Here is a 26,961-nt window from a genome sequence, read left to right as displayed (position 1 = left end):
GCCAACGTCACCAACAGCCGCACCTCGACGCTCGCCGGCCAGGGCTGGGCCTCGAAGCAGAACGCCGACAACTCGCAGGCGAGCGTGCTCAGCCAGGGCGCGACCCTCGCCTCCGCCGAGGCCGGCGTGAAGGTGGCGCAGGCCAACATCAAGGCGCAGGCCGCCACCGTGGAGCGCCTGCGGGCGCTCGCGGGCTTCAAAGACATCATCGCGCCCTTCGACGGTGTCGTGACCCAGCGCGGCGTCGATGTCGGCGACCTCGTCCATGCCGACGGCACCGGTACGGCACTCCTGTCGATGGACCGGGACGACATCCTGCGCGTCTCCGTCAACGTGCCGCAGAACGTCTCCGGCGGGGTCAAGCCCGGTGTCGACGCGGCGATCAAGGTGCCGCAGATGGCCGACCGGGTCTTCTCGGGCAAGGTCGAGCGCAGTTCGGTCGCCTTGCTCACGTCCTCCCGCACCCTCACGACGCAGGTCGATGTGCCGAACACCGACGGCGCTCTGCGTGCCGGCCTCTACGTCTACGTGACCCTGAAGGTGCCGCGCACCGAGGCGAACGTGCTGGTGCCGGCCGAGAGCCTGGTCTTCAACCAGCGCGGCACCCAGGTGGCCGTCGCCCGCGACGACGGCACGGCCCAGTGGCGCAGCGTCAAGATCCGGCGCGATCTCGGGACGACGATCGAGCTTTCGCAAGGCGAGGCCGGACAGGGGCTGGAGGGCGGCGAGGAGATCGTGCTCAGCCCGCCCGCCGACCTGCGCGACGGCCAGGAGATCGAGCGACAGCCCCAGCCCGCCGACAACAAGCCGCTGAAGTCGGCGGCCCGCTGACGGTCACTTGCGGTTGCGCTGCGAGAGCGCGGCGTAGACAAGGCGGTCCCGGATTCGCCACGGCGAACCGCAACGGACCCCTTCATGCCGGCTCAAAGCCCCGTCGTGCCCGAGGACGGCGCACGCTTCGCCTCGATCGCCGCCGCCATCACCTGCGTCGCCGTGGTCGGCATCGGCCTCAGCCTGACGATCCCGCTGCTCTCCATCGAGATGGAGCGCATGGGTGCGTCGAGCACGCTGGTGGGCATCAACACCGCCGTCGCGGGGCTCGCGGCGATCTTCACGGTGCCGTTCGTGCCGCGCCTCGCCGCGCGGCTCGGGGTGGTGCGTCTGCTCGTGCTGGCCATCGTGCTGGGTGCCGCCTGCCTCGTCGCGTTCAAGCTCCTGCCGGGCATCGCCTGGTGGTTCGTCCTGCGCTTCGTCTTCTCCATGAGTCTCGGCGCGCTGTTCGTGCTCTCGGAGTTCTGGATCAACGAGGCGGCACCGCCCACGCGGCGCGGGCTGGTGATGGGCATCTACGCCACGGTGCTGGCCCTCGGCTTCGCGGTCGGGCCGATCCTGCTCACGCTTCTGGGGACGCGGGGCTTCGCGCCTTACCTCGCCGGCGCCGGGCTGTTCCTCGTCGCCATGGTGCCCCTCGTCCTGGCGCGTGGATTGTCACCGGTCATTCCGCAAGGCAGGGGGCGTCCCTTCGTCGCCTACCTGCGCCTCGCGCCGTCCGCCACCTTCGCGGCGCTGGTCTACGGCGCCGTCGAGACGGGGGGCTTCGCGATCCTGCCGCTCTATGGCTTGCGGCTCGGCTACGATGCCGAGACGGCGGCGGGCCTCGTCAGTGCCCTGGCGCTGGGCAACGTCATGTTCCAGATCCCGTTCGGCTGGCTCGCCGACCGGGTGGACCGTCGCCTCGTCCTGCTCATGGCGGCGCTCGGCGGCGCCCTCGGGTCGAGCCTGATTCCCCTCGCCTCGAGCTGGTTCCCGGCGCTCGTCGTGCTGCTATTTCTCTGGGGCGGCATCGCCGGCACGCTCTACACCGTGGGCCTCGCCCATCTCGGCGCCACGGTCCGGGGACCGGAGCTCGCGGGCGCCAACGCGGCCTTCGTCGTCCTCTACAATGTCGGCCTGATGTTCGGCCCCCCGGTCATCGGCGGCGGCATGGATCTCGTGCCCCCCCAGGGCTTCGCCTACAGCCTCTGCCTCTTGTTCCTCGCCTACGCGGCCATCGTCGCCATGCGCCTTGTCCAACGTCCCGGAGCCTGAGGCGCCTTGACGAATCCCGGCGATTGAGGCAATCACCCGCCGGTATTCAGCCGGCCACCGCCGGCCCTTTTGCGTTTCGCTGATGCGGAATGCCGCGATCACAGGAGCGCCGCGTCCATGGCCAAGGCCGTCACCGTTAAAGTCAAGCTGATCTCGACCGCCGATACGGGCTACTTCTACGTCACCAAGAAGAACTCCCGGACGCAGACCGAAAAGCTGTCCATGAAGAAGTACGACCCGGTCGTGCGCAAGCATGTCGACTTCAAGGAAACCAAGATCAAGTAAGCCCGACGGCACGGCCCCGCGCCGTACCGACCCCAGGCCGCTTCACCGAAAGGGGAGGCGGCTTTTTTGTTGATCGCCACTCCCTGGGCGATCCGCCGCTTGCGCGTAGGATGTTGCAGTCCCCCGCGCCGGATGATGCAGTCCCCGGCGTCGGATGATGCAGGCTTTCGTCACGACGATCACCCTCAGGATATCATCATGGCCGACGACCCGACCCAGACCTTCGACGTCGACCTGTTCGTCATCGGCGGCGGTTCCGGCGGCGTACGCGCGGCCCGCATCGCGGCCGGTCATGGCGCCCGGGTGCAGCTCGCCGAGGAATACCGGGTCGGCGGCACCTGCGTGATCCGGGGCTGCGTCCCCAAGAAGCTGATGGTCTATGCCGGGCGCTTCGCCGACGAATTCGCGGATGCCGCCGGCTTCGGCTGGAGCGTACCCGCGCCACGCTTCGACTGGAGCGTCCTGAAGGCCCGTCGCGACGCCGAGGTGGCCCGGCTCGAGACGATCTACGACACCAATCTCGCCAAGGCCGGCGTGACGGTCGTCCCCGAGCGCGCGGTGATCGAAGACGCGCATACCGTTCGGCTCGTGCGCTCCGGCAAGCGCGTCACCGCCCGAATCATCCTCGTGGCGGTGGGCGCCCATCCCGTCCGGGAGCCACTGATCCCCGGCGCCGAACTCGCCATCACCTCGAACGAAGTGTTTGATCTCACGACGCTTCCGGGACGGATCCTGGTCGTCGGCGGCGGCTACATCGCGGTGGAATTCGCGGGCGTCTTCGCCCATCTCGGCGCGCGCACCACCCTGCTGCACCGGGGCGAAAAGCTCCTGCGCGGCTTCGACGACGAGATTCGCGACGCCCTCGATGCCGCCTATGCCGAGCGTATGGACCTGCGCCTCGGCCGGATGGTGGAGCGCCTCGACCGCACGGACACCGGCATCCTGGCAACCCTCGACGACGGCTCGACCCTGGAGGTGGATCAGGTTCTGACCGCCACGGGCCGGCGCCCGAACATCGCGGGGCTCGGCCTAGAGACGGTCGGCATCGAGCCGGATGCGCGCGGCGCGATCCCCGTCGATGCCTTCTCGCAGACGAAGGTGCCCTCGATCTACGCGGTGGGCGACGTCACCGATCGCGCGGCGCTCACCCCCATCGCGATCCGCGAGGGCCACGCCTTCGCCGACACGGTGTTCGGCCACACGCCGTGGTGCGTCGATCACGGGCTGATCCCCACCGCCGTGTTCTCGACGCCCGAAATCGGTGTCGTCGGGCACAACGAGGACGTCGCGCGTGGGCTCTACGGCGCCATCGACGTCTATCGATCGAGCTTTCGCCCCATGAAGGCGACGCTCTCAGGCCGCGACGAGCGCGTCCTGATGAAGGTGGTGGTCGATTGCGCGAGCGACCGCGTCGTGGGTGTCCACGTGCTCGGACACGATGCCGGCGAGATCATTCAGGCGGTCGGCATCGCCGTCACCATGGGCGCGACCAAGGCGGACTTCGATCGCACCATCGCGGTCCATCCGACCGCCGGCGAGGAACTCGTGACCATGCGAAGCCCTGCGGTGACGAAGCACCCCGTCGGCGTCGGGTAGCGCTCTCAGCCGGGCGGCCACTTGAAGTCGTCGGCGCGCCCGGGCAGGGGCATCGGCGCCGCTCCGCGCACCAGGGCACGCTCGACGGTGCCCGTTGGATCGGCATCACGGGGGCGCCCGCTGATCAGCGCACCGCCCGGCGTGACCTCCGCGCGCCCGAGGGGCACCACGGGACCCGCCAGCGGCTTGACCGGAAGCGTCGGAATTCCCGGCGGCTCAGGGAGGCTCGGCAGCATCGCGGTGATCTGCCGGTCGATGGTCGCCGCGTCGTCCAGCTTCGGTGCCTCGCCCTGCAGGGTCGGCTGCGGCGTGGTGGCGACCGGAGCGACAGCGGGCGCCGCCTCTGTTCCCGTGCCCATCATCCGCTTCAATTCGACGTCGGCGAAATGCGCCATCTTGCGCGCGCCGGCTTTCGTGAAATGCACTCCGTCGGCCGTGCGCAGCTTCGCCTCCTGGCCTTCGAGGTCAGGGCCCGTCGCGGTGTAACGGTTGCGGTCGTCGACGAAGCCCGGCCAGATATCCACGTAGGTCTGCCCGGCCTTGGCAACGCGTTCGCGATAGATCTCGTTGATCGCGGCGATGTCCTTGGACAGAGCCTCGCTGCGCATCGGCGGCGCGCCGACCCAGATCAGCGGCACCTTGCCGTCGGTGAAGACCTTGATCAGGGCATCGACCCGCTCAGCATAGAGAACGCGCCAGCGGTCGCTCAGCGGTTCCAGGTTCTGGTCGTTCTCGCGGATCGGCTGACGATCGTTCGCCCCGACCATCACGAGGGCATAGCTCGTCTTGGGGTTCGCCTTCAGGAATTCCTCGGCCGCCTTCGGCCAATCCACCACGTCCTTGCGGACAAGGCCGCTATCGGCCTTCGAGCGATCCGCCACACCGACTTCGGTGTTGTCCTCGAAGACGTTGGCGAGCCCGGTTCCGAGATGACCCGCGAGCGTGTCGCCGAAGACCGCGATACGCGTCGTCGGCTCGATCTTCGGGATCGTGGGCTTCGGCTGCGCGATGACGGGAGCCGGGCGGGGACGCATCCGGGGCGGACGCGCCTGATCGCGGGGCGCGCGTGGGTCGTCCGCGTAGGAACGGTTACGGGGCGGCAGCGGGCGGGCGCTCGGCACAGGCGCCGGCTGGGCCTGCTGGGGCCGATCCTCCCAGGGCCAGTAGAATTGCCTCGGTGCTTCCTGGGGCGGCGCATAGCGTCGGACCGCTTGGCGCGAGCCGTAGCCGCCGTCATCCCGATAGGATTCGCGTGGTCGACGACCCGGGGATTCGTAGTCTCGACCGCGCGGCGCGTCGTAGGAATCGCCCCACTGCGCCCATGCGGGAGCGTCTCCGGCGAAGAGCAGTATCATCCCGGCGACTGTGCACCAGGCCGCGCGCGATGCCGGCAAGGTCATGGAATGCCCCACGTTTCGGACCGGCGTGCCGATCGATTGCCGATACCTTAGAGGAGGATGCCGCCGAGGTCTAAGCGTGCTTCCCGCGACACCCGGCGCATCTTCAGCTCCCCATCGAGCGAGGCAGCCCAGCGAGCGCCTGACGGAGTGCGCTAAGGGCTGCTCTTGAGACGCTGCAGCAATGCCGGCGTGGCGTAGCCGTCGGCCGGGATGCCTTGCGCGATCTGGTAGCTCCGGACCGCCTCGCGCAGTTTCGGGCCGGCACGGCCGTCGGCCTCACCGGCATAAAGACCGCGCACGGAGAGGCCGGCCTGCAGTGCCTGAACCCCGGCCTTGTCGAGACGGGCAGCCTGCGTCGGCCAGGGTGCCGCGAGGGCCGGCGCTCCGGCCAGCCGGTCTGCGAGATGACCGACCGCCAAGGCGTAGGAATCGGACGTGTTGTAGGCGCGGATCACATCGAAGTTGTCGGTGATGAGGAAGACCGGTCCGCCGCTCCCGCCCGGTAGGAACAGGCTTGCGGTTCCAGCGTCCGGCAACGCCTTGCCATCGCTGCGGCGCACGCCGCGTTCGGCGAATTCCGGGAGCTCTCCACGATAGCGCGCGAGATCGAAGCCGGCGGGTAAGATGACTTCGTAGCCCCAGGGAAGAGCCGGGTTCCAGCCGAGGTTCCTGAGGTAGGCGGCGATGGATGCAAGCGCATCCGCGTTCGAACCCCAGATGTCGCGGTGCCCATCACCGTCGAAATCGACCGCATGCGCGAGGAAGCTCGAGGGCAGGAACTGCACCTGCCCCATGGCACCGGCCCAAGAGCCCTTCATGCGCTCCGGCGTGATGTCGCCGCGCTCAAGGATCGTCAATGCCGCCAGGAGTTCGTCGCGAAACAGGGTGCCGCGAAAGCGCGCTTCCGCCAGGGTCGCCAGTGCGCGAATAGTCGGCACGCTCCCGCCACTCGCACCGAAATCGGACTCGACGCCCCAGAACGCCAACACGATCCAGCGCGGAACGCCGTAGCGCGCCTCGATCGACGAGAGCGTCGCCGAGAGCCGCGCGGCCTGCGCCTGCCCGCGCGCGATGCGCCCCGCCGAGACGGCGCCGACCAGGTAGTCCCAGACCGGGCGCCCGAATTCACCCTGCTTGCGGGTTCGCCCCAGAATATCGGAGTCGGGGCCTGAAATTCCCGCGAAAGCGGCGGCAAAGGTGTGTCCGGAGACCCCCCGTGCCTCGGCGTCGGGCCGGAGGGCCTCGATGAAGGCCGCAAAGCTGGCCTTCGCCTCAGGCGATGCGGCGTTCGCGTCTCGCCCAGGCGATCCGGCAGCCGCGGTGGATGCCGCGAGCGCGATCGATCCGGCAACGAGTAGTCCCGACAGCGCTCTCACGTCAGGGCCTCACGTGCGATTGCGTCGGGTCAGAGCCTCTTCCCAGGCGAAAGCCTGGGCGACGATGGCGTCGAGATCGTCGTTCTTCGGCGACCAGCCGAGATCGCGGATGCGCTGGGCCTGCGCGACGATCTGAGCGGGATCTCCGGGGCGGCGCGGCGACATCCGGACCTCGAAGTCACGTCCCGAGACCCGCTTGACCACCTCGATGACTTCGAGGACCGAATAGCCTCGGCCGTAGCCGCAGTTCAGGGTCAGGCTCTCGCCGCCGGACCGCAGGTGGTTCAGGGCGACGCGATGGGCTTCCGCCAGATCCGAGACCTGGATGTAGTCGCGCAGGCACGATCCGTCGCGGGTCGGATAGTCGGTGCCGAACACCTCCAGATGCGTCCGCTGGCCCAGCGCCGCCTGCGTCGCCACCTTGATCAGGTGGGTCGCGTTCGGGGTCGATTGACCAGTGCGGCCGCGCGGATCGGCGCCCGCGACGTTGAAGTAGCGAAGGATAACGTAGGAGAAACCGTGCGCCTTGGCGGCGTCGGCGATCATCCACTCGCTCATCAGCTTGGAGCGGCCATAGGGGTTGATCGGAGCCGGCAGCAGGTTCTCGGGCACCGGCACGGTTTCCGGCTCGCCGTAGACGGCTGCCGTCGAGGAAAAGATTACGTGCTTGACCCCGCAGCGGACCGCCGTCTCGATGAGTGCCCGGGTCTTCACGGTGTTGGCCAAGTAATAGTGAAGCGGATCGGCGACGGAATCCGGCACCACGATGCGGGCGGCGAAATGCGCGACGGCATCGATGCGGTGCTGGAGGATGACTTCCGTCACCAGGGCCTGATCGGCGATATCGCCGATGACCAGCTTCACCTCCGGCGGCAGGGCCCAGTCGAAACCGGTGGAAAGATCATCCAGGACTACGACCTCGTCGTGCCCGGCATCGAGAAGCGCCAGGACCATGTGGCTGCCGATGTACCCGGCACCGCCCGTTACCAGAACTGCCATCAGACCCTCTCCCCGCACGCGTCATGCCCGCTGCATCGCCCGACGTATCGGAAAACCGGCATCTCGGTTATGTCCATCACATCGCTTGCTGCCGTCCACCCTTTACGGAGGTGGCCTTGAGGTCTCGTCAATCCATTTCGGATTCCCATCACCTTTCCTCGTTACCGGGTCTCGTTCGATGAAACCGATTCGCAAGGCCGTCCTGCCCGTCGCCGGCTTGGGCACCCGCTTCCTCCCAGCCACCAAGGCGGTGCCGAAGGAAATGCTCACCGTCGTCGACCGGCCGGTGGTTCAGCACGTGGTCGATGAAGCCCGCGAGGCGGGCATCGAGCACTTCATCTTCGTGACGGGGCGCGGCAAGGCGGTCATCGAAGACCATTTCGACGTGGCGTTCGAGCTCGATCGGATGCTGCAGGAGCGCGGCAAGACTGCGGCCTACGAGGAACTGAAGCGCGATTTGCCGGCAGCCGGCCAGACCAGCTTCACCCGCCAGCAGGCGCCCCTCGGTCTCGGCCACGCGGTCTGGTGCGCCCGCGAGATCGTCGGTGACGAGCCTTTCGCGGTGCTGCTGCCCGACATGCTGAGCCGGGGCTGCATGGGCCAGATGCTGTCGGCCTACGAGCGCCATGGCGGCAACGTCATCGCCGTCGAAGAGGTGAAGCCCGAGGAGACGCACCAGTACGGGATCGTCGGTGTCGGGCAGACTTTCGGCCAGACCTTCGAGATCAACGGCATGGTCGAGAAGCCGAAGGCCGGCACCGCGCCGTCGAACTTCATCATCTCCGGTCGCTACATCCTGCAGCCCGAGATCTTCGACATCCTGTCGGCGGGCGAGACCGGGGCGGGCGGCGAGATTCAGCTCACCGATGCGATGATCAAGCTTGCCAAGGACCAGAGCTTCTACGGGATGCACTATCAGGGGCGGACCTACGACACGGGGTCGAAGCTCGGCTTCCTTACCGCCAACATCGCCTACGCGCTGGAGCGCAAGGACCTCGCCGAGGCGCTGAAGGCCGAGATCGCGCAGCTGCTCAGCGAGCATTGAGGCGCCTGCGTCCGGCGCCGAGGAGGCATGCCCGAATCGACGGAGAAGGCTGCCCGAACGCCCTTGTATTTTGTGCAATGCACTTTAGATTGTGCATTGCGGGACCGCGATGGCGTCGCGGTTCAGCAGCCCTTCTTGGGCGTTTCCTCCCTAGACTTCGGGCCGCTCCCTCACCGGAGCGGCCATTTTTTCGTGCTGCATCATGCGGCGCGGATCGCCTCGGTGGGCCTGCAACATGCGGCGCGATCCCAGCGACATCTTCGATCAAAGTGCGTCGAACCGGCGCGCGCGTTGGGACAGTGGATCAGTCCGCAACACAATCCATGGCTCGACCCGAGCGCGGCTCGGGGAGCGTCGGACAGCGGCAGGGGACACGCGTGAGCCGGCCGCGCGGTCTGCGACGGTCGGCTCGCGGGTCGGGCGGCGCGGCGGAGCGCGCCGTCGGGTCGGCTCAGTTCAGGTAGGTGCGGATCCAGTTCGGCGAGAGCACCTCACCGTCCTCGGTGATGATCCAGGGCTGCTTGGCCGGGTCGGAGAGGGCGCCGGCGGCCGCCTCGATGGCTTCGCGCAGGGTGCGGTAGCGGGCGGGCTGGGCGAGGGGGGCGGGGACCGGAGCGGTACGCCAGATCGTCAGATCGGCGGGGCGTTCCAGGGCTTGGGTTTCCATCGGTCTCATTCCTTCAATCGTGAGGGTCGTTCCCCGCGATACCGGAGGTCCGGCGACAGGGGCTTACGCCCCCGAACCTGAACGTCGGCTGCTGGGTGACTGTTTGGGGTGAATGGAAGCATCTCCACGGCAACTTTGCGGTCGTTTCAAGAGCACAGCAAATGCTAGCCTGCACCTGAGCCGTCGCCCCCTCATACAAAGCGCACCAACACGGATAAGCGCGCGGAATATGGCTGCTTTTGGACGCTATCTCGTTCGGATTTATCGTAAGACATACAGTGTCGGCGTGTCTTTTATCTTTCGGCGATGCAGAACTCGGTGTGCTGTCGCACCCGCGTCCGCAACGCCACCGGCCCAGTTGAAGGGCATTGCGTCACCGACCAGTTAACGGGACTGCACGGCGATACGGTTTTCGCAGCATGGTGAAGGGGATGCCACATGTCCGATCGGTTCGGCCCAGCCCCTCCGGCGGATCGCTTCCTAAGATGGGCGGCCGGCTTGGCCCTCGTTCTTCTCGCGCTCTACGTGGCGCAGCCTTACGTCAACGGCGCCCTCAACGCCGCGCGGACGCCGCGTGCCGTGACGGCGCGCGGCGAGCTGGCACCCGCCGAGACCGCGACGGTGGAGCTGTTCGCCCGGGCCAGTCCCTCGGTGGTGCACGTCTTCGCCCAGGCGGCCGCGCAGGGTCGCGCGCTGATGGGTGTCGAGGGCGAGGGCGACGAGCAGGGCAGCGGTGCGCAGACCGGCACCGGCTTCGTCTGGGATGCGGCCGGCCATGTCGTGACCAACAATCACGTGGTTGCGGCGGCCACCCAGAAGGGTGGTTCCATCGCGGTGCGACTGTCCTCGGGCGAGGTCGTCGCGGCCAGCCTCGTCGGCGCGGCGCCGAACTACGATCTCGCGGTCATCCGCCTCGGGCGCACCACCGCCGCGCCACCGCCGCTGGCCATCGGGACCTCGGCCGATCTGAAGGTCGGGCAATCGACCTTCGCCATCGGCAATCCCTTCGGGCTCGATCATACCCTGACCACAGGCGTGATCAGCGCCCTGCAGCGCCGCCTTCCGACCGGCGAGGGACGCGAACTCTCGGGCGTGATCCAGACCGACGCGGCGATCAACCCGGGCAATTCCGGCGGTCCGCTCCTCGATTCCGCCGGGCGCCTGATCGGAGTGAACACCGCGATCTATTCGCCCTCCGGCACCAGCGCGGGCATCGGGTTCGCGATTCCGGTGGATGTCGTGAACCGCGTCGTGCCCGAACTGATCCGCAACGGCCGCACCCGCAATCCGGGAATCGGCATCATCGCGGGCCAGGAGGCCACCGCGGCGCGGCTCGGCATCGACGGGGTGGTGATCCTGCGCGTGCTGCGCGGTTCGCCGGCCGCCGGCGCCGGGCTGCGCGGCGTCGATCCCCAGTCCGGCGAGATCGGCGACGTCATCGTCGGGGCCGGGGACAGGCCGGTGCACCGGCTCGCCGACCTCACGGCCGCGATGGCGGCAGCCGGCCTGGGCGCCGCCATCGACCTCACGGTGGAGCGCGATGGCCGGACGCGGCGGGTCCGGGTCACCACCACGGACGTCGCCGAGACGCGCCTCTGAGGCGGGCGCCCTCGCCAGGCGGGGTGCGGCTGGCTAAAGCTCCGGATCGATCAGCAAAGGCGACCCATGGTCCTGCATTCCCACGCCCTGGCCGCGCTCCTCTGGATCGGCGGCGCCCTCGCCGTCGCGGCGGCCGAGCGGCCGGCTCCGTCTCGGCTCTGCCCGGAGGATGCGCCCGAAGGCGTTCGGCTGCCAAACCGGGCGGGATGCGGCGGGACCGGTCCCGAAAAGTCCGTCGAGGACGCGCGGGGTTTCAGGGACATGGGCGGCGTGAAGCTGCGCGTCGGTGGACGGGTCGGCGCCGAGTTCGGCGCCGGTCGATGACGCTTCTCGCCGCCGCGCTGGCGCTTCTCCTGCTGTGGTGGTTCGGCCGAAACGCCCTGCGCCGCTATCCGAGGTTCTCCGCGCGGCTGCTTCGCCAGGTCGGCGGTTACGCGGCCCTGGGCATCGCGGGGCTCTTCCTGGTGCGCGGCCGGATCGAGTTCGCGGTCCTTCTCGGCGCCGGTGCGATCTGGCTGCTGGAGGGGACCACCGGCCTGAAGCGGCGCGTGGCCGAGACGATCGCCCGCTACGACCCGCGCCGGCTCGGCGGCGCACCAATCCGCTTCGATGCGGCCGGGGACGGGGTCGCCCGCATCGGACCCCATGCGGGCCAGCCCCTCCGGGCGATCCCGCTTCCGGGCCTGCTTGCCCTGTTCGGCCGGGACGCCGGCACGAACCGGCGCCTAGAGGCGTATCTGGACCGCCGGCACCCCGGCTGGCGTGTAGACGCTGAGACTGATCCCGACGCGCGGGCGCGCCGAGCGCCGGACCCAGGGGCGATGACGCAGGAGCAGGCCTATCAGATCCTGGGGCTTGAGCGCGGGGCGTCCCTGGATCAGGTCCGCGCGGCTCACCGGACGTTGATGAAGCGTTTCCATCCCGACCAGGGTGGTACGGTCGAGCAGGCGGCCCGCGTCAACGCGGCCCGCGACAGGCTTGAGAACCGACATCGCTGATACTCCACGCGCGTTGCCAGACAGGAATCGGAGGGTCGTCGCTTGTCCGGTCGAACGCACCGGGCAGACGTGGTCCGTGAGGGGTGCCGCGCGGCGGCACCTGTCTCGACGCGCGGGTCGAGAACGATCAGCTACGGGTGGCGAAGCAGCTGAAGCCGCTGCGTTTCAGGGTGTTGCAGGCGTCCTGCGCGGTGTCCTGCTCGGCAAAGCCGGAGAACCGGGCGCGGAACAGGGTCGCTCCACCATGCTCCACCTTCACCGTGTAGGGCGAAGCCTTGGAGAGGGCGCCGCCGGCACGGCTGCGCGCGTCGGCGAGCATGGATTTCGCCTTGTCCTCGTCGTCCATGGCACCGAGCTGGATCACCCAGGCCGTCGGGGTGATGCGGGCGCCGGCCACCGGCTTCGGGGCCTCGGTGCGGGGGCCATCGACGGAGGCGAGGCGCGCGTCGCTCTTGCCGCCGGCCGGGAAGCTCGCCTGACCACCCGAGGGGGCGTAGGCCTGCGCGGAGGCGGGAAGCGCGCCGGAGCGCCACTTCATGCCGGCGCTGCCGGGGGTCGTGGTGGCCGACCGGTTGGGGCTGATGTCGAGGGGCTGGCCGGCGCGGACGGTGGACGCCGTGGTCTCGATGTCCTCGTCGTCGTCGGCGGACGCGACCTGTGTGCGGGTCCGGGAGGCGCCATCGGCCACCACGGCCGGGCGGGCGCGCTCGGCGACCTCGGTCGTCGCGGGCGTCTGGCGCGAACCCGCATAGGCGCGCGGCAGGGATTGGCGCACGAGGTCGGCCATGATCCGGTCTCGGCTGGCGCCCGACTTGCCGCCGAGCACGATGGCGACGATCTGCCGGTCGTCGAGCTTGGCGGCCGTCATCAGGTTGAAGCCGGAATCGCGGGTGTAGCCCGTCTTGATGCCGTCGACGCCCTGGACGTTGCCGAGGAGGTGATTGTGGTTGCCGATGACCCGGCCCCGGAACGCGAAGGAGCGGGTCTGGAAATACTTGTAGTAGCGCGGGAAGCGGTCCTGGATCGCGCGGGCGAGCACGGTGAGGTCGCGCGCCGTGGTGATCTGATCGGCATCCGGCAGGCCGGAGGCGTTCGCGTAGTGGGTCCGCGACATGCCCAGCGCCTTGGCCTTCTGGGTCATCATCTCGGCGAAGCGTGATTCCGAACCCGCGATGTTCTCGCCGATCGCGCAGGCGACGTCGTTGGCCGACTTCGTCACGATCGCCTTGATCGCATCCTCGACCTCGATGGTCGAACCCGGACGCAGGCCGAGCTTCGAGGGGGCCTGGGCGGCGGCGTAGGACGAGATCGTAAGGGGGGATTCGAGGGTGTAGCGGCCACGCTCCAGCTGCTCGAACAGCATGTAGAGGGTCATCACCTTGGTGATCGAGGCGGGGTGCCGCAGCGAATCCTCGTTGATCGCGTGCAGCGTCTTGCCCGTCTTCACGTCCACCACCATGGCCGCGTAGGGAGGGTTGTAACCGCCGCCGCCACCGCCGCGATGGTGGTGGCCGCGGCGCGCCTCCGCCGGTGAGGCCAGGGCTGCGAGGATGGCCGCCGCCGCGATCGCGGCCGACAAGGCAGGCACCCGGCCGACGCCGGGAGTATGGCTACGCATCACGACTCACTGCCTCGACATGCTCGGCCCCGTGGAGCCGGCTTGCACCGCAACATTTCGGCGAGGGGGCGGCCCGCCGCCGTGACCCCGCAACATCTGTCAATCAGGCTAGGTCGACGCAGTTACGGGCCGGTTAATGGCATGCCACGAATTTTCGAGCGCGCCCCGGATCATATTGCGATGCAACATATCTCTTGACCTTTTATGCTGCATCGCACATAAAAGTGGCACGGGCCATGCGTGGCCCCGCGGGCATCCGCCCGACACTCAGGGATAGGCCCGCGCGGGCTGAAAGGAACGCCAGATGAGCCAGATGTTCGAGAAGACCGCCGAGATCAACAACACCGGCATGGCGCAGATGATGAAGGGCGTGTCCGCCCTCTCGAAGACCAACCAGACCGCCGGCATCGAGATGGCGGATTTCGCCAAGGAATCCCTCGCCGCCGGCGCCGAGACGATGAAGAAGCTCGCCGCCGCGCGCACGCCGCAGGCCGCGATGGAGATCCAGGGCGCCTACCTGAAGGCCTCCTTCGAACGCCTCCAGGCGCAGGCTAAGGTGATGAGCGACCTGTACAAGGGCCTCGCCGAGGACATCGGCGTCCCGCTGCAGGGCGCGTCGTTCGACCCCAAGAGCCTGTTCGATGCCAAAAGCCTGTTCGACGTGAAGGCTTTCTTCGATCCCAAGAATCTCTTCGATCCGAAGAATCTTTTCGATCCCAAGAATTTCCCGAAGCTGCCCGGCTTGCCGGCGATGACGGCGCCGAAGCTGGCTGCCTGAACTTCTTTGGTGGGGTGAGGGGACGCGCCCCTCCTCGCACCGATTGCCCCAATTCCGATCCGGCCCCGTGCGAGACATCGCGCGGGGCCTTCGTCGTTGAGGCGACGGGCGAGGCGCCAGTCCGGCCCGAGTCGACACGACCCCACCGAAGCAGGATCGGACAAGTGCGCGCAGCCGACTGGCGAACCGACCGATCGCCCTATAGATTGTGATCGAAGCGAGCGCGCCTCGCCGGCGCGACCCGCGGACCCGCAGCTTCACGAGCAGCATGCCGCACCAAGGGGTCGATGCGATTCAGATGACCGATGTCCTGCCACGGGGCAGCGAATCGCCGCGCGCGAACGGCTCCGAGACGATCCCCAACCACGCCGGCGCGAGTCCAACCCGCGCGGCCGACGATCCCCGCGAGCCCGGGGGCAATGATGACGGCCGTTCCGGCACGGCTATCATTACCCGGACCAAGCCGAAGACGAAGCGACCGAGCCTCTATCGGGTTCTCTTGCTGAACGACGACTACACGCCGATGGAATTCGTCGTGCACGTCGTCGAGAAATTCTTCAACAAGTCCCAGGAAGACGCCTACCAAATCATGATGCACGTACACCAGAACGGTGTCGGCGAATGCGGGGTGTTCACCTACGAGGTCGCGGAGACCAAGGTGACGCAGGTCATGGACTTCGCCCGCAAACATCAACATCCTCTGCAGTGCGTTATGGAAAAGAAATAGGCATCCCACACAGAGGCCACGCTTTGCCCAGCTTCTCTCGCAGCCTAGAACAAGCTCTCCACCGCGCCCTGGCGCTCGCCGGCGAGCGCCGGCACGAATATGCGACGCTGGAGCACCTCCTGCTCGCCCTCGTCGACGATCAGGACGCGGCCGCGGTGATGCGGGCCTGTAACGTCGAGGTGGACACGCTCAAGCGCAGCCTCGTGGAATACGTCGACACCGAATTGTCGAACCTGATCGGGGATGGCCGCCAGGACGCCAAGCCCACGGCGGGCTTCCAGCGCGTGATCCAGCGCGCGGTCATCCACGTGCAATCGTCGGGTCGCGAGGAAGTGACCGGCGCCAACGTGCTGGTTGCGATCTTCGCCGAGCGCGAGAGCCATGCCGCCTACTTCCTGCAGGAGCAGGACATGACCCGCTACGACGCGGTCAACTACATCAGCCACGGCATCGCCAAGCGGCCCGGCACCTCCGACGCCAAGCCGGTGCGCGGGGCCGAGGACGAGTCCGCCGCCGAGCGCCCGAGCAGCGAGGACGGCGAGGGCCGCGCGAAGAAGAAGGGCGACGCCCTCGAGGCCTATTGCGTCAACCTGAACAAGAAAGCCCGCGATGGCCGGATCGACCCGCTGATCGGCCGCGAGAGCGAGGTCCAGCGCACCATCCAGATCCTCTGCCGCCGGCAGAAGAACAATCCGCTCCTCGTCGGTGAGCCCGGCGTCGGCAAAACCGCGATCGCGGAGGGGCTCGCCCGCAAGATCATCAACAAGGAGGTGCCGGAGGTCCTCCTCGAGGCGACCGTGTTCTCCCTCGACATGGGCACGCTGCTCGCCGGCACCCGCTATCGCGGCGACTTCGAGGAGCGCTTGAAGCAGGTGATGAAGGAGATCGAGGCGCATCCGAACGCGGTGCTCTTCATCGACGAGATCCATACGGTGATCGGCGCCGGCGCGACCTCGGGCGGGGCGATGGACGCCTCGAACCTGCTGAAGCCGGCCCTGGCCAACGGGTCGCTCCGCTGCATCGGCTCGACCACCTACAAGGAGTACCGCCAGTACTTCGAGAAGGACCGCGCCCTGGTGCGCCGCTTCCAGAAGATTGACGTCAACGAGCCGTCGATCCCGGATGCGATCGAGATCGTGAAGGGCCTGAAGCCGTATTTCGAGGAGTTCCACAAGCTGAAATACACCGCCGAGGCGGTGAAGGCGGCCGTCGAACTCTCCGCGCGCTACATCAACGACCGCAAGCTGCCCGACAAGGCGATCGACGTGATCGACGAGACGGGCGCTTCGCAGATGCTCGTGCCGGAGGCGCGCCGCAAGCGCACCATCGGCATCAAGGAAATCGAGGCGACCATCGCCACGATGGCCCGTATCCCCCCGAAGACCGTGTCGAAGGACGACGCGGTGGTGCTCAAGAACCTGACCGAGAACCTGAAGCGGGTCGTCTACGGCCAGCCGAACGCCATCGAGGCGTTGACCTCGGCGATCAAGCTGGCCCGCGCCGGCCTGCGCGATCCTGACAAGCCGATCGGCTCCTACCTGTTCGCGGGCCCCACCGGCGTCGGCAAGACCGAAGCCGCCAAGCAGCTCGCCGCCAGCCTCGGCGTCGAGGTGCTGCGCTTCGACATGTCGGAGTACATGGAGCGCCACACCGTGAGTCGCCTCATCGGCGCGCCGCCCGGCTATGTGGGCTTCGACCAGGGCGGCCTGCTCACCGACGGCATCGACCAGCGCCCGCATTGCGTGCTGCTGCTCGACGAGATCGAGAAGGCGCATCCCGACCTGTTCAACATCCTGTTGCAGGTCATGGACCACGGCAAGCTCACCGACCATAACGGCAAGCAGGTCGATTTCCGCAACGTGATCATCATCATGACCACAAATGCGGGCGCCTCCGATTTGGCGAAGTCGGCCTATGGCTTCACCCAGTCGAAACGCACGGGCGACGACGTCGAGGCGATCAACAAGCTGTTCGCGCCGGAATTCCGCAACCGGCTCGACGCGATCATCTCCTTCGGTCACCTGCCGAAGGACGTGGTGGCGAAGGTGGTGGACAAGTTCGTCCTCCAGCTCGAGGCGCAGCTCGCCGACCGCAACGTGACCATCGAGCTCTCCGACGAGGCGCGCGAGTGGCTCACCGAGAACGGCTACGACGACGCCATGGGTGCCCGCCCGATGGCCCGCCTGATCCAGTCGACGATCAAGACGCCGCTCGCCGACGAGGTCCTGTTCGGCAAGCTGAAGGACGGCGGGGCCGTGCGGGTGGTGGTGCGGAAAGCCGATCCGGACGCCAGGGACGGCGGCAAGGAAGGTCTCGCCTTCGAGTTCCCGGCCGGCCCCGTCACGCCGAAGCCCGAGAAGGACGTGACCAACGCGGCCAAGAAGCACAAGCGCACGAAGGCCAAGGTCTCCACGCGCAAGCCGAGCGACAAGCGCGACGACAAGGGCGGCCCGAGTGGTGGGGGCGGTGTCCGCACCGTGCCGAAGGTGCCGCTGGTCAAGGCCTGATCCGAACGACGAAGCCGGCCTCCCCGGGACATCCGGGGCGGCCGGCTTCGCCTTGTCAGGGTTCGGAAAACCCGTGTCCGCCGGTCGACATGGGATCGCCGGATGTTTAGCAAGCGCGGGAACGGAGGGCGGGCACCGCAACGGACCAGCCGGAAACGCCTCTCTGGGCTCAAAATAATCGAGGAGGGGCATCCCGATGAACGACCTGCATGAGGGCCCCCTCACGCCCGTCTCGACCGTCCAATCCGCCCCAGTGACGCTGACCCGCCGCGAGGAGCGCCGCCTGCGTCGCAAGCGTCGGCGCCGGGGCGAGGAGATCCTGGGCTGGATCCTCGTCCCGGTGATCGTCTTCGGCATCTATTGGGGCGTCAGTGCGGGCTTCGAGTTCCTCGGCACCTCGCCCGGCCAGGTCTGGGACCAGCTGATGCAGGTCAAAGCCATGATGGAGAAGCGCAGCTGAAAGCGGCGCCCCGGGGTCAGGCCCGCGTGAGGGCGTGGATCGAGAACAGCCGATTAGGATCGGTCCAGACCGCGCCAGCCTTCCAGCCGGCCTCGTGCGCGAGCCGGCGGAAGCCCTCGACGGTGTACTTGTAGCTGTTCTCGGTGTGGATCGTTTCGCCCTCCGCAAAATCGATCCGGCGGTTGGCAAGCCGGATCGTCTGTGCCTTGAGGCTGACGAGATGCATCTCGATGCGCGAAGCCGCGGGGTTGAAGAAAGCCCGGTGCGCGAAGGCTTCGAGGTCGAGGTCCGCGCCGAGTTCGCGCCGGATTCGCACCAGCAGGTTGCGGTTGAAGGCCGCCGTCACGCCGGCCGCGTCGTCGTAGGCAGCATCGAGCACCGCCTTGTCCTTCACGAGGTCGACACCGATGATCAGGGTCGCGCCGGAGCCGAGCACCCGTCCGAAATGGGCGAGGAGGTCGGTCGCCTGCGGCGGCTCGAAATTGCCGATGGTCGAGCCCGGGAAGAAGCCCGCCACCGGCCCGTCCGAAAGCCCCTCGGGCAGCGTGAAGGCACGGGTGAAGTCGGCCGCCACCGGCAGGATGGCGAGGTTCGGGAAATCCCGCGCCAGAGCGTCGGCCTCGCTGCGCAGGAAGCTCTCGGAGACGTCCACCGGGACGTAGGCCGCGAGGTCCGGCCGGTGGACCATCAGGCGCCGGACCTTGGCGGTCGAGCCGCTGCCGAGTTCGACGAGGTTGGCCCTCGCCGGCAGGGCTGCCGCGATGGCCGCGCCCTGGCTGTCGAGGATGCCGAGTTCGGTCCGGGTCGGGTAGTATTCCGGCTGGCGGGTGATCGCCTCAAACAGGTCCGATCCGGCCGCGTCGTAGAAGTACTTCGCGGACAGGAATTTCTGAGGCGCCGTCAGCCCGGCGAGGACATCGTCGAGGAACTGGCGCTCGGCGTCGATGGCGGCGATCGGCGTCGCATCCGTAAAGACGGGGTTGATGGTCAAGGGACGTCTCCGGATACGCGACAGGACGAAATTCAGCGGCGGGCGTCGGACAGGCGCAGGCCCGTGAACTGCCAACGCTGGTGCGGGTAGAAGAAGTTGCGGTAGCCAACGCGCGCATGACCCTGCGGCGTCGCCACCGAGGAGCCGCGCAGCACGAACTGGTTCGACATGAACTTGCCGTTGTACTCGCCGAGCGCCCCGTCCACCGGGCGGTAGCCGGGATAGGCGGTGTAGGCGCTGCGGGTCCATTGCCAGACGAGCCCGAAGGCATCGGCGAGCGTCTCCTCGCGGGCGGCCACTTCCCACTCGAACTCCGTCGGCAGGTCACGCCCGGCCCAGCGGGCATAGGCGTCGGCCTCGTAGTAGCTGATATGCGTGACGGGCAGCGCCGGGTCGACGGCACGGACGCCCGCGAGGGTCATGGTCGCCCATTCCGCCTCCGCCGGGCGCCAGTAGCCCGGGGCCTCCCAGCCCTCGGCCTGGGCCGCGATCCAGCCATCCGAGAGCCAGAGTTCGGGACGGGCGTAGCCGCCATCGGCCATGAATGCGAGCCATTGCGCGTTCGTCACCAGCGACCGGTCGATACGTCCGCCCTGGATCAGCACATCGTGGCAGGGCGATTCGTTGTCGAACGAGAAGCCCTCGCCCTCATGCCCGACCCGGGTGATGCCCCGGGCGAGGTCCGCGTGTCCCGTCGCCCCCGCGGGTGCGGGAAAGCGCCAGGCCGCATCATAGGCCGGGCCGAGCGGGTTCTGCGCGAAGGCGTGCAGGATGTCGGTGATCAGCAATTCCTGGTGCTGCTGCTCGTGATAGAGCCCGATCTCGAGCACGGGCAGGATCGCCTCGAGGGCACCGGCCGACGCCTGGCTCAGCAGCGCATCGACGGCGCGGTCCACATGCGCGCGATAGGCCGCGACCTCGTCGGCGGTCGGGCGGGTGATCAGCCCGCGCAGGATGCGCGGCTGACGCGGGCCGGCGGCGACGTAGTACGAGTTGAACAGGTAGTGCAGCCGCTCGTCGTAGATGGCGTAGCCGGGCAGGTGCTCGCGCAGCAGGAACTGCTCGAAGAACCAAGTAGTGTGAGCGCGATGCCACTTAGTCGGGCTGGCATCGGCCATCGATTGGACCTGCTGGTCCTCCGGCGAGAGAGGGGCAGCCCGCCGCTCGGTCTCGTCGCGGACCGCGTGGAAGGCCGCGATCCAGGCGGCGGGGTCCACTGGCCTCGCCGTCAACGGCGGGGGCGGGAAGACCGGCCGGCCGGTCTGCGCGTCGGGTGTTTCGCGAAACGCTGCCGTCGCTGCCATGCCAGCCACTCCCATACCAGATGAGAACAGGAAATATGGCCGCGCGGCCATTCGGCAACGGATGATCCGCCGGTCCGTTCGTCGCGGCCACGCTCGAGCATGTCTAACTTGGGGACGCGGCCAACCTGGGGATGTCCAACTCGGGCACGCCGAAACCGCGTCGCCTTTTTCCGGCCACGGTGAGGTCCCCTTAACCCTCGCGGACCGACACTTCGCCTTTGATGCGGGACAGTCGGGCCGGACTCGGATGCGGATCGATCTCATGGCAGGAGCGACCACGGGCGCCGTGGCACGCAGCGTAGCGCCGACGCCCACCATCCTGGTCTTCGATTCGGGGCTCGGCGGGCTCACCGTCCTGGAACAGGTGCGCCGGGCGCGGCCGGATGCGGCCTACGTCTACGCCGCCGACGATGCCGCCTTTCCGTACGGGCGCCTCTCGGAACCGGTGCTGGTGGAACGGGTGCTCGCCGTGATGGAGCGCCTGATCGGCCTGCATGCGCCGGACCTCGTGGTGGTGGCCTGCAACACCGCCTCGACCCTCGTCCTGCCCGCCCTGCGCCAGCGCTTCGCGACGCCCTTCGTCGGCGTGGTGCCGCCGATCAAGCCGGTGGCGGAGGCGACGCGCTCGCGGGTGATCAGCCTGCTGGCGACCCCCGGGACGGTTGCGCGCGCCTACACCCACGAGCTCATCGAGACCTATGCGGGCGGCTGCGACGTCACCCTCGTCGGAGCGCCCAACCTCGCGGGGTTCGCCGAAGCCGAACTGGCCGGTCGGCCGATCGACGACGCGGCGCTGAGCGCCGAGATCGCCGCCTGTTTCGTGACCCGCGAAGATGGGCGGCGCACCGACGTGATCGGCCTCGCCTGCACGCATTATCCGCTGCTCCTCGCCCGGTTCCAGGCCCTGGCGCCGTGGCCCGTCACCTGGATCGATCCCGCCCCCGCGATCGCCCGCCGGGTGACCCAGCTCCTCGGGCCAGCGGACCGCAGAATCTCGGACGCGGCGCCGGTGCTCGGCGCCTTCACCGGCGGGGCCGGGCTTTCGGCGCCGCTGCGCCACTCCCTGGCCGCGCGCGGCATCGCCAGCGTCGCGGTGGAGCCGATGCCGCTCGGCCTGCAGTAACGCAGCGGCCAAGATCCGGTCCTTCATGCCCTTCATCAGCATCACCCGCCTGCGAATCCGCGCGCTTCGCTTCCTGCCGGGCTTCGCGCTCCACGCCGTCCGCACGCGCATCAGGTCCGCACCGCACCGGGCTTTCTCGGCGGCGCGCTGTTGCCGGACCGGGACTGGACCTTCTGGACCCTGACGGCCTGGACCGACGAGCCGAGCATGCGCGGCTACATGCTGGCCGGCGCGCATCGCCGCGCCATGCCGCGCCTGGTCCATTGGTGCGACGAGGCCTCGATCGTGCACTGGACGCAGGCCGAGGCCACGCTGCCGTCCTGGGCGGAGGCCGACCGGCGCATGCGCGCGGAGGGGCGTCCCTCGAAGCTTCGTCACCCCAGCCCGCAGCATGCGACGATGACCTATCGGGCGCCCCGTCTCACCGGCTCCGGGCCGATCCATCCGGCGGCCGAGGCAGGCGCCGAGCAGGCTCGGCATTGACGGCGGCGGCGTCCTGCTCTATCGAACCGCCTGTGACGGGGCTCCGATGAGGGGCCCCGACGCTTTTTCAAGCGCACCCGTGGGCGGCTCTGTCCGGCCTGTCGTTCCGTCTCCGGCCCCTTGAGGCCGGCGGAAAGAGGAGGGCGCGTTCCTCGATAGATCTCCATTGCGAGAGGAACCGCGATGTCAAAACGCATTCAGGCGAAGCACAAGCTCGATCGCCGCATGGGCCAGAACATCTGGGGCCGCCCGAAGAGCCCCGTCAATCGCCGCGAGTACGGCCCCGGCCAGCACGGCCAGCGCCGCAAGGGCAAGATGTCCGACTTCGGCACGCAGCTGCGTGCCAAGCAGAAGCTCAAGGGCTACTACGCCAACATCACCGAGAAGCAGTTCCGCCGTTACTACGCCGAGGCGATCCGCCTGCGCGGCGATTCCGGCGAGAACCTCGTCGGCCTGCTCGAGCGCCGCCTCGACGCCGTCGTGTACCGTGCGAAGTTCGTGCCGACCCCGTTCGCGGCGCGCCAGTTCGTCAACCACGGCCACGTCAAGGTGAACGGCGTTCGCGTCAACATCGCCAGCTACCTCGTGAAGCCGGGCGACCTGATCGAGGTCAAGGATTCCTCGAAGCAGCTCGAGATCGTCGTCGTGGCCGCGCAGCTCCCGGAGCGCGACGTCCCCGACTACATCGAGGTGGATCACTCCAAGATGACGGCCCGCGTCACCCGCGTGCCGAACCTCGGCGAGGTTCCCTACCCGGTCCAGATGGAACCGAACCTGGTCATCGAGTTCTACTCGCGCTGATCTGAACGGATCATCGCCGACGATTGGAAGGGCTGCCCGCGAGGGCGGCCCTTTTTCGTTGCCGGGGCCCAAAACCGTCTCTGGTGCCGGAGCGGACGACATGACGTGCGGCGGGCCGTCCGACACGGCCCGCGAAAGACGTGGTCCCGCGATTCAGCGGGGGAGGGCGCCCGAGCCTTGCGGAGTGCGGTTGCGCGTCTGGAGTGCGCGGGACGCGTCCTGGGCGCTCGGCGGCAGCGCGTTCGCGGCCGTCGGCGCATCGGAATGGCCAGAGGCGTCCGAGCCGAACCCGTGCTTGTCGCGGTCGCCCTTCTGAAAGGCGTAGCCCGCATTCACGCCGGCATAGAATCCGCTGAAATCCTCGGCCGAGGCCGGTGGAAGCAGCCAGACGAGGCAGGCGCAGACGAGCAGGGCGACCCGCATACAGAACTCCATTCGGTTTCGTGCCCGGAACGCGAAACGGCGGCCCGAAGGCCGCCGTTTGCGTGTCGCCGTCAAAGGTGGCCGCAGCGCGGCCGCCCCAGTGCGATCAATCGTCGACGTTGATGCTCTGGGCCTCGCGGCCCTTCTGGCCCTCGACGACGCCGAGCACGACCTGCTGGCCTTCGGCGAGCGACTCGAGACCGGCGCGGGAGAGCGCGGAGCGGTGCACGAACACGTCCTTGCCGCCGTCGTTGACGGAGACGAAGCCGAAGCCCTTGGCCGGGTCGTACCACTTCACGGTGCCGGACATCTCGGTGGAGGGGCCGCTGGCGAAACGCCCGCCGCCTCCACCAGCGCCGCCGCGATCGCCGTAGCGATCACCACCGCCGCCGCCGCCGGCATAGCCGCCACCGGCGCTGCCGAAGCGATCACCGCCGCCGAAGCCGCCGGTGCGGGGAGGACGCGCGTCGCGCATGGGCGCCGCTTCGGCCGTGGAGGTGTCCACGCTGGTGACATCGGTCACCTGCGGGCCCTTCTGGCCCTGGGCCGTGTGAACCGTCAGGCGGGTGCCCGGCAGGAGGTCGGCATGGCCAGCGGCTTCGACGGCGCGGATGTGGAGGAAGGCATCGCCCGAGCCGTCAGCCAGCTCGACGAAACCGAAGCCTTTCTCCTTGTTGAACCACTTGACCGTCGCATCGCGCTCCGGTCCAGAGGGGGCCGCCGCAGCGCGCGACGGGCCACGGTCGAAACCGCCGCCACCGCCGCCGAAACCGCCACCGAAGCCACCGCCGCTCGGAGGAGCCTGATCCGGCCAACGCGGCTCGGCTCCACCCTCATCGAAGCCGCGCTTCTGCGGCCCCCGAAAATCACGACCACGTCCCATAGAAAGCTCGCAAAAACCGTCCGCCGACCATCAGTTTCGATAACCGCGTGCGCGCCATCCCAGACAGCCCACGCTCCGCCTTATCATTACTCCCAGCAGCGGTGACCAAGAATAACGCCTTAGTCCTGACCGAAAGCTGCCTTGATCGCAAGATGCATCTGCACCGGTTGGCGAGAGTTCCGTAACTTTCCTGCGGCAAAATGCGTAGCTTTTTAACGCACCCCCTGGCTCCTGCCGCGCTTTGCCTTTGGATTGAGCAGGCGGCGCGCCGCACCATCGAATCAGTTCGCGCCTTCTTGTTAGCGAAACGCAAAGCTTCGCCGGGTTAGGCTGGCGGCGGGGCAGGTTCGCCCCGGCGGCCTCCCGGCCGGATGCCGAACGCATGATCGCCACACCGAGTTTTCCGGACCTCTCGGCGCTCGTCGTCGACGAGAGTCTCTACATCCGCCGCATCGTTCGCGACATGCTGATGCGCGTCGGCATCAAGCGGGTGCTCGAGGCGCCCGACGGGGCCGAAGCCCTCGGCGTGCTCGCCGAGAGCAAGCCCGACATCACCATCATCGACTGGGACCTGGCGATCCTCTCCGGCGAGGAGTTCATTCGCCTCGCCCGCACGCCGACGACGTCGCCGTCGCCCACCGTGCCGATCATCCTGATGCTGGCCCAGCCGCGCCGGAACGTCGTCGACCGGGCGATCTCGCTCGGCGTCAACGAGATCATCGCCAAGCCGTTCTCGCCCAAGACCCTCTGGTCCCGCCTCGACGAGGTGATCAACCGGCCGCGCCCGTTCTCGCAGGTCAAGAGCCTGCTCAGGCCGGTGCCCCGCATGTCGGCGGCCGGCAAGCTCGGCTGAATCCGCGCCCGCACGCGGTATCCTGTCCAAATAATCCCACGACGCACGCGCGAGCGTGATCGAGGCTTTGCAGTTTGCCGGGGAGACCTGTAGCTTCGTTAAGGAATGATGGTCCGGCTCTCCGCCTGGGGCCACGATCGAGGATTTCGGCTCGGCCGATGAGGGAAGAGAGCGCCGCGACGATGCCGGCCCGCCCGGCCGATGGACAGACGCCATCACCGGCCCCGGAGTCGCGCGCCGGCGCACCCGCGTCCACCGGCCGCTCCCATCGGCGCAACGCCTATGCGGCCCTCGACCTCGGCACGAACAATTGCCGCCTGCTGGTGGCCGAGCCGGCCTCGCACGGCTTCCGGGTCATCGACGCCTTCTCGCGCATCGTCCGCCTCGGCGAAGGGCTCGGGACGTCCGACCGCCTGAGCGAGCCCGCGATCGAGCGGACCATCGAGGCACTCCGGGTCTGCCGCGCCAAGATGCAGGCGCGCGGCGTCGTCCGGGCCAAGATCATCGCCACGGAGGCCTGCCGCCTCGCGGTGAACGGCGCCGAGTTCGTCGAGCGGGTCCGCAACGACGTCGGCCTGGACCTGGAGATCGTCGACCGGCAGACGGAGGCCTATCTGGCGGTGACGGGCTGCGCGGCGCTGGCCGACCCGTACTCGGAATCCGTGGTGATCTTCGACATCGGCGGCGGCTCCACCGAGATCGCCTGGCTCGACGGCGCGGCCACCAACCCCTCCGCCGACCCGACGTTGCGCATCCGCGCCTGGGACTCGCTGCCCGTCGGCGTGGTGACGCTCGCCGAGCGCCACGGCGGCACCGACGTCACGCGCCTGACCTTCGAAGGCATGGTGGAGGAGGTGGCGGACCTCCTGGCGCGTTTCGCCATCCGGGCCGCGCCGGCCGCGAACGCCCGGCACTTCCACCTGCTCGGCACTTCCGGTACGGTGACGACATTGGCGGCGATGCACCTGCGTCTGGCCCGCTACGAGCGCCGTCGGGTCGACGGGCTCTGGATGAGCGATGCGGACGTCGGCGACGCCATCGACGACCTGCTCGACACCCGGCTCGAACAGCGGGCGGACAATCCGTGCATCGGGCGTGACCGGGCAGACCTCGTGCTGGCGGGATGCGCGATCCTGGAGGCGATCCGTCGGGCGTTTCCGTCCGACCGCCTGCGCATCGCCGATCGCGGCCTGCGCGAGGGATTGCTGATGAACATGATGCGGGAAGACGGCGTCTGGCGCCGTGGGGGTTATCGGTGACGGACAGGCGTGGTGCCAGCTCGGGTTTGCGCGGCGAACTGAAACAGCGGGTCAAGACCGGGCGCGGCCGCACGGCCTCGCAGAAGCGCTGGCTCGAGCGCCAACTCAACGACCCCTACGTGGCCCGCGCCCGGCGCGAGGGCTATCGATCCCGCGCGGCCTTCAAGCTCATCGAGATCGACGAGCGCTTCAAGCTCCTCAAGCCCGGCCAGCGCATCGTCGACCTCGGCGCGGCGCCCGGGGGATGGTCGCAGGTGGCGGCCAAGATCGTCGGCGCGAGCGGACGCATCGTCGGCATCGACCTCCTCGAGATCGAACCGATGGTGGGCGTCGAGTTCATCACCCTCGACTTCCTGGCGCCCGAAGCGCCGAAGCTGCTGACCGATCTCCTCGGCGGCCCGGCCGACCTCGTGCTCTCCGACATGGCCGCCAACACCACCGGCCACAAGCAGACCGACCACCTGCGCATCATCGGGCTCGCCGAGACGGCCGCCGAGTTCGCGCGGGAAATCCTGGCGCCGGGCGGCTCCTACCTCGCCAAGGTCTTCCAGGGCGGCACCGAAGGGACCCTGCTCGCCGACCTGAAGCGCGACTTCGCCACCGTGCGCCACGTCAAGCCGAATGCCAGCCGCGCCGATTCGAGCGAACTCTACGTCCTGGCCAGCGGCTACCGTGGCCCGGCGGGTGCGGCGGTCGAT

27 protein-coding genes are annotated in these 26,961 nt (G+C 68.5%); 18 read left to right on the top strand and 9 right to left on the bottom strand.

The window, feature by feature from the left end; all coding sequences use genetic code 11:
- From JWQ05_RS06180 to gor, 4 genes are all read left to right on the top strand, one after another.
- A partial coding sequence (locus tag JWQ05_RS06180) for an efflux RND transporter periplasmic adaptor subunit (RefSeq protein ID WP_299656151.1) occupies positions 1-831 on the top strand: 831 nt, incomplete at its 5' end.
- Positions 832-915: 84 nt separating this feature from the next.
- Entirely contained in the window at positions 916-2,088 is a 1,173-nt protein-coding gene (locus JWQ05_RS06175; RefSeq protein WP_299656148.1) for an MFS transporter, read from the top strand.
- A gap of 117 nt (positions 2,089-2,205) precedes the next feature.
- Entirely contained in the window at positions 2,206-2,373 is a 168-nt protein-coding gene (gene rpmG / locus JWQ05_RS06170; protein WP_018044575.1) for a 50S ribosomal protein L33, read from the top strand.
- Positions 2,374-2,571: 198 nt separating this feature from the next.
- A complete protein-coding gene (gor, locus tag JWQ05_RS06165) occupies positions 2,572-3,969 on the top strand; it encodes a glutathione-disulfide reductase (RefSeq protein WP_299656113.1) in 1,398 nt (465 codons plus the stop codon).
- Between the two features lie 5 nt (positions 3,970-3,974).
- On the opposite strand, the gene JWQ05_RS06160 is transcribed toward gor, so the two are convergent.
- From JWQ05_RS06160 to galE, 3 genes are all read right to left on the bottom strand, one after another.
- A complete protein-coding gene (locus tag JWQ05_RS06160) occupies positions 3,975-5,324 on the bottom strand; it encodes an SGNH family hydrolase (protein ID WP_299656110.1) in 1,350 nt (449 codons plus the stop codon).
- A 197-nt stretch (positions 5,325-5,521) separates the two neighbouring features.
- Entirely contained in the window at positions 5,522-6,745 is a 1,224-nt protein-coding gene (locus JWQ05_RS06155; RefSeq protein ID WP_299656107.1) for a lytic murein transglycosylase, read from the bottom strand.
- Positions 6,746-6,754: 9 nt separating this feature from the next.
- Positions 6,755-7,744 carry a UDP-glucose 4-epimerase GalE gene (gene galE / locus JWQ05_RS06150; RefSeq protein WP_299656104.1) on the bottom strand — a complete coding sequence of 330 codons (990 nt, stop codon included), beginning with the start codon at positions 7,742-7,744 and terminating at the stop codon, positions 6,755-6,757.
- Positions 7,745-7,922: 178 nt separating this feature from the next.
- On the opposite strand from galE, the gene galU reads away from it, so the two are divergent.
- Entirely contained in the window at positions 7,923-8,789 is an 867-nt protein-coding gene (galU, locus tag JWQ05_RS06145) for a UTP--glucose-1-phosphate uridylyltransferase GalU (RefSeq protein WP_299656101.1), read from the top strand.
- Between the two features lie 451 nt (positions 8,790-9,240).
- On the opposite strand, the gene JWQ05_RS06140 is transcribed toward galU, so the two are convergent.
- On the bottom strand, positions 9,241-9,456 hold the full coding sequence (locus JWQ05_RS06140) for a hypothetical protein (protein ID WP_055953370.1): 216 nt from the start codon (positions 9,454-9,456) through the stop codon (positions 9,241-9,243).
- A 438-nt stretch (positions 9,457-9,894) separates the two neighbouring features.
- Between JWQ05_RS06140 and JWQ05_RS06135 the strand changes: the two genes are divergently transcribed.
- The 3 genes from JWQ05_RS06135 to JWQ05_RS06125 all read left to right on the top strand — a co-directional run bounded on the left by JWQ05_RS06135 (position 9,895) and on the right by JWQ05_RS06125 (position 12,053).
- Positions 9,895-11,055, top strand: a complete 1,161-nt coding sequence (locus JWQ05_RS06135; protein WP_299656081.1) for a trypsin-like peptidase domain-containing protein — start codon at positions 9,895-9,897, stop codon at positions 11,053-11,055.
- A 66-nt stretch (positions 11,056-11,121) separates the two neighbouring features.
- A complete protein-coding gene (locus tag JWQ05_RS06130; RefSeq protein ID WP_299656078.1) occupies positions 11,122-11,379 on the top strand; it encodes a hypothetical protein in 258 nt (85 codons plus the stop codon).
- Positions 11,376-12,053 carry a DnaJ domain-containing protein gene (locus JWQ05_RS06125; protein ID WP_299656075.1) on the top strand — a complete coding sequence of 226 codons (678 nt, stop codon included), beginning with the start codon at positions 11,376-11,378 and terminating at the stop codon, positions 12,051-12,053. The genes JWQ05_RS06130 and JWQ05_RS06125 overlap by 4 nt, the downstream gene beginning before the upstream one ends.
- A gap of 127 nt (positions 12,054-12,180) precedes the next feature.
- Here JWQ05_RS06125 and JWQ05_RS06120 read toward each other — a convergent pair whose 3' ends face one another.
- The gene (locus JWQ05_RS06120) at positions 12,181-13,671 is read right to left on the bottom strand and encodes a serine hydrolase (protein WP_299656071.1); all 1,491 of its coding nucleotides are present in this window, start codon (positions 13,669-13,671) and stop codon (positions 12,181-12,183) included.
- Positions 13,672-13,975: 304 nt separating this feature from the next.
- Here JWQ05_RS06120 and JWQ05_RS06115 point away from each other — a divergent pair, with 304 nt between their 5' ends.
- The 4 genes from JWQ05_RS06115 (at position 13,976) to JWQ05_RS06100 (ending at position 18,143) form a co-directional block, all read left to right on the top strand.
- Positions 13,976-14,449 (top strand): phasin family protein, encoded by a 474-nt coding sequence (locus JWQ05_RS06115; protein WP_299656068.1) that lies wholly within the window; start codon positions 13,976-13,978, stop codon positions 14,447-14,449.
- A 298-nt stretch (positions 14,450-14,747) separates the two neighbouring features.
- Positions 14,748-15,176, top strand: a complete 429-nt coding sequence (clpS, locus tag JWQ05_RS06110; protein WP_299656065.1) for an ATP-dependent Clp protease adapter ClpS — start codon at positions 14,748-14,750, stop codon at positions 15,174-15,176.
- Positions 15,177-15,199: 23 nt separating this feature from the next.
- A complete protein-coding gene (gene clpA / locus JWQ05_RS06105; RefSeq protein ID WP_299656062.1) occupies positions 15,200-17,683 on the top strand; it encodes an ATP-dependent Clp protease ATP-binding subunit ClpA in 2,484 nt (827 codons plus the stop codon).
- A 196-nt stretch (positions 17,684-17,879) separates the two neighbouring features.
- Complete coding sequence (locus JWQ05_RS06100; RefSeq protein ID WP_299656059.1) at positions 17,880-18,143, top strand: hypothetical protein; 264 nt, start codon at positions 17,880-17,882, stop codon at positions 18,141-18,143.
- 16 nt (positions 18,144-18,159) lie between these two features.
- On the opposite strand, the gene egtD is transcribed toward JWQ05_RS06100, so the two are convergent.
- Together egtD and egtB are read right to left on the bottom strand one after the other, a co-directional pair.
- Positions 18,160-19,128, bottom strand: coding sequence for an L-histidine N(alpha)-methyltransferase (egtD, locus tag JWQ05_RS06095; protein ID WP_299656154.1), 969 nt, complete (start codon positions 19,126-19,128; stop codon positions 18,160-18,162).
- 38 nt (positions 19,129-19,166) lie between these two features.
- Positions 19,167-20,438, bottom strand: a complete 1,272-nt coding sequence (egtB, locus tag JWQ05_RS06090; protein ID WP_299656056.1) for an ergothioneine biosynthesis protein EgtB — start codon at positions 20,436-20,438, stop codon at positions 19,167-19,169.
- Between the two features lie 247 nt (positions 20,439-20,685).
- On the opposite strand from egtB, the gene murI reads away from it, so the two are divergent.
- The 3 genes from murI (at position 20,686) to rpsD (ending at position 22,845) form a co-directional block, all read left to right on the top strand.
- The gene (gene murI, locus JWQ05_RS06085; protein WP_299656053.1) at positions 20,686-21,561 is read left to right on the top strand and encodes a glutamate racemase; all 876 of its coding nucleotides are present in this window, start codon (positions 20,686-20,688) and stop codon (positions 21,559-21,561) included.
- A 150-nt stretch (positions 21,562-21,711) separates the two neighbouring features.
- The gene (locus JWQ05_RS06080) at positions 21,712-22,044 is read left to right on the top strand and encodes a DUF3291 domain-containing protein (protein WP_299656050.1); all 333 of its coding nucleotides are present in this window, start codon (positions 21,712-21,714) and stop codon (positions 22,042-22,044) included.
- 183 nt (positions 22,045-22,227) lie between these two features.
- Positions 22,228-22,845, top strand: coding sequence for a 30S ribosomal protein S4 (gene rpsD, locus JWQ05_RS06075; RefSeq protein ID WP_299656047.1), 618 nt, complete (start codon positions 22,228-22,230; stop codon positions 22,843-22,845).
- A 153-nt stretch (positions 22,846-22,998) separates the two neighbouring features.
- Here rpsD and JWQ05_RS06070 read toward each other — a convergent pair whose 3' ends face one another.
- Positions 22,999-23,268 (bottom strand): hypothetical protein, encoded by a 270-nt coding sequence (locus JWQ05_RS06070; RefSeq protein ID WP_299656044.1) that lies wholly within the window; start codon positions 23,266-23,268, stop codon positions 22,999-23,001.
- Between the two features lie 106 nt (positions 23,269-23,374).
- Positions 23,375-24,151 (bottom strand): cold-shock protein, encoded by a 777-nt coding sequence (locus JWQ05_RS06065; protein ID WP_299656041.1) that lies wholly within the window; start codon positions 24,149-24,151, stop codon positions 23,375-23,377.
- A gap of 382 nt (positions 24,152-24,533) precedes the next feature.
- On the opposite strand from JWQ05_RS06065, the gene JWQ05_RS06060 reads away from it, so the two are divergent.
- The 3 genes from JWQ05_RS06060 to JWQ05_RS06050 all read left to right on the top strand — a co-directional run.
- On the top strand, positions 24,534-25,004 hold the full coding sequence (locus JWQ05_RS06060) for a response regulator (protein WP_299656038.1): 471 nt from the start codon (positions 24,534-24,536) through the stop codon (positions 25,002-25,004).
- Between the two features lie 158 nt (positions 25,005-25,162).
- Positions 25,163-26,263, top strand: coding sequence for a Ppx/GppA phosphatase family protein (locus tag JWQ05_RS06055; protein ID WP_299656035.1), 1,101 nt, complete (start codon positions 25,163-25,165; stop codon positions 26,261-26,263).
- The coding region (locus JWQ05_RS06050) for an RlmE family RNA methyltransferase (RefSeq protein WP_299656031.1) at positions 26,260-26,961 on the top strand (702 nt) is incomplete at its 3' end. The genes JWQ05_RS06055 and JWQ05_RS06050, both read left to right, overlap by 4 nt.

It is taken from the genome of Methylobacterium sp., assembly GCF_028290105.1.
Lineage (GTDB): Bacteria > Pseudomonadota > Alphaproteobacteria > Rhizobiales > Beijerinckiaceae > Methylobacterium.
The sequence above is the reverse complement of the archived record's forward strand: the minus strand, read 5'-3'. Positions and strand labels throughout refer to the sequence as shown.

Excerpts from the sequence above, each read along its gene's own strand:
- JWQ05_RS06135 (WP_299656081.1), top strand. The coding sequence starts at position 9,895 with ATGTCCGATCGGTTCGGCCCAGCCCCTCCGGCGGATCGCTTCCTAAGA.
- rpsD (WP_299656047.1), top strand. The coding sequence starts at position 22,228 with ATGTCAAAACGCATTCAGGCGAAGCACAAGCTCGATCGCCGCATGGGC.
- JWQ05_RS06070 (WP_299656044.1), bottom strand. The coding sequence starts at position 23,268 with ATGCGGGTCGCCCTGCTCGTCTGCGCCTGCCTCGTCTGGCTGCTTCCA.
- galU (WP_299656101.1), top strand. The coding sequence starts at position 7,923 with ATGAAACCGATTCGCAAGGCCGTCCTGCCCGTCGCCGGCTTGGGCACC.
- JWQ05_RS06175 (WP_299656148.1), top strand. The coding sequence starts at position 916 with ATGCCGGCTCAAAGCCCCGTCGTGCCCGAGGACGGCGCACGCTTCGCC.
- JWQ05_RS06130 (WP_299656078.1), top strand. The coding sequence starts at position 11,122 with ATGGTCCTGCATTCCCACGCCCTGGCCGCGCTCCTCTGGATCGGCGGC.
- JWQ05_RS06125 (WP_299656075.1), top strand. The coding sequence starts at position 11,376 with ATGACGCTTCTCGCCGCCGCGCTGGCGCTTCTCCTGCTGTGGTGGTTC.
- clpS (WP_299656065.1), top strand. The coding sequence starts at position 14,748 with ATGACCGATGTCCTGCCACGGGGCAGCGAATCGCCGCGCGCGAACGGC.
- JWQ05_RS06120 (WP_299656071.1), bottom strand. The coding sequence starts at position 13,671 with ATGCGTAGCCATACTCCCGGCGTCGGCCGGGTGCCTGCCTTGTCGGCC.
- galE (WP_299656104.1), bottom strand. The coding sequence starts at position 7,744 with ATGGCAGTTCTGGTAACGGGCGGTGCCGGGTACATCGGCAGCCACATG.
- JWQ05_RS06115 (WP_299656068.1), top strand. The coding sequence starts at position 13,976 with ATGAGCCAGATGTTCGAGAAGACCGCCGAGATCAACAACACCGGCATG.
- murI (WP_299656053.1), top strand. The coding sequence starts at position 20,686 with ATGCGGATCGATCTCATGGCAGGAGCGACCACGGGCGCCGTGGCACGC.
- gor (WP_299656113.1), top strand. The coding sequence starts at position 2,572 with ATGGCCGACGACCCGACCCAGACCTTCGACGTCGACCTGTTCGTCATC.
- egtB (WP_299656056.1), bottom strand. The coding sequence starts at position 20,438 with ATGGCAGCGACGGCAGCGTTTCGCGAAACACCCGACGCGCAGACCGGC.
- JWQ05_RS06060 (WP_299656038.1), top strand. The coding sequence starts at position 24,534 with ATGATCGCCACACCGAGTTTTCCGGACCTCTCGGCGCTCGTCGTCGAC.
- JWQ05_RS06100 (WP_299656059.1), top strand. The coding sequence starts at position 17,880 with ATGAACGACCTGCATGAGGGCCCCCTCACGCCCGTCTCGACCGTCCAA.
- JWQ05_RS06160 (WP_299656110.1), bottom strand. The coding sequence starts at position 5,324 with ATGATACTGCTCTTCGCCGGAGACGCTCCCGCATGGGCGCAGTGGGGC.
- rpmG (WP_018044575.1), top strand. The coding sequence starts at position 2,206 with ATGGCCAAGGCCGTCACCGTTAAAGTCAAGCTGATCTCGACCGCCGAT.
- JWQ05_RS06140 (WP_055953370.1), bottom strand. The coding sequence starts at position 9,456 with ATGGAAACCCAAGCCCTGGAACGCCCCGCCGATCTGACGATCTGGCGT.
- JWQ05_RS06065 (WP_299656041.1), bottom strand. The coding sequence starts at position 24,151 with ATGGGACGTGGTCGTGATTTTCGGGGGCCGCAGAAGCGCGGCTTCGAT.
- JWQ05_RS06055 (WP_299656035.1), top strand. The coding sequence starts at position 25,163 with ATGAGGGAAGAGAGCGCCGCGACGATGCCGGCCCGCCCGGCCGATGGA.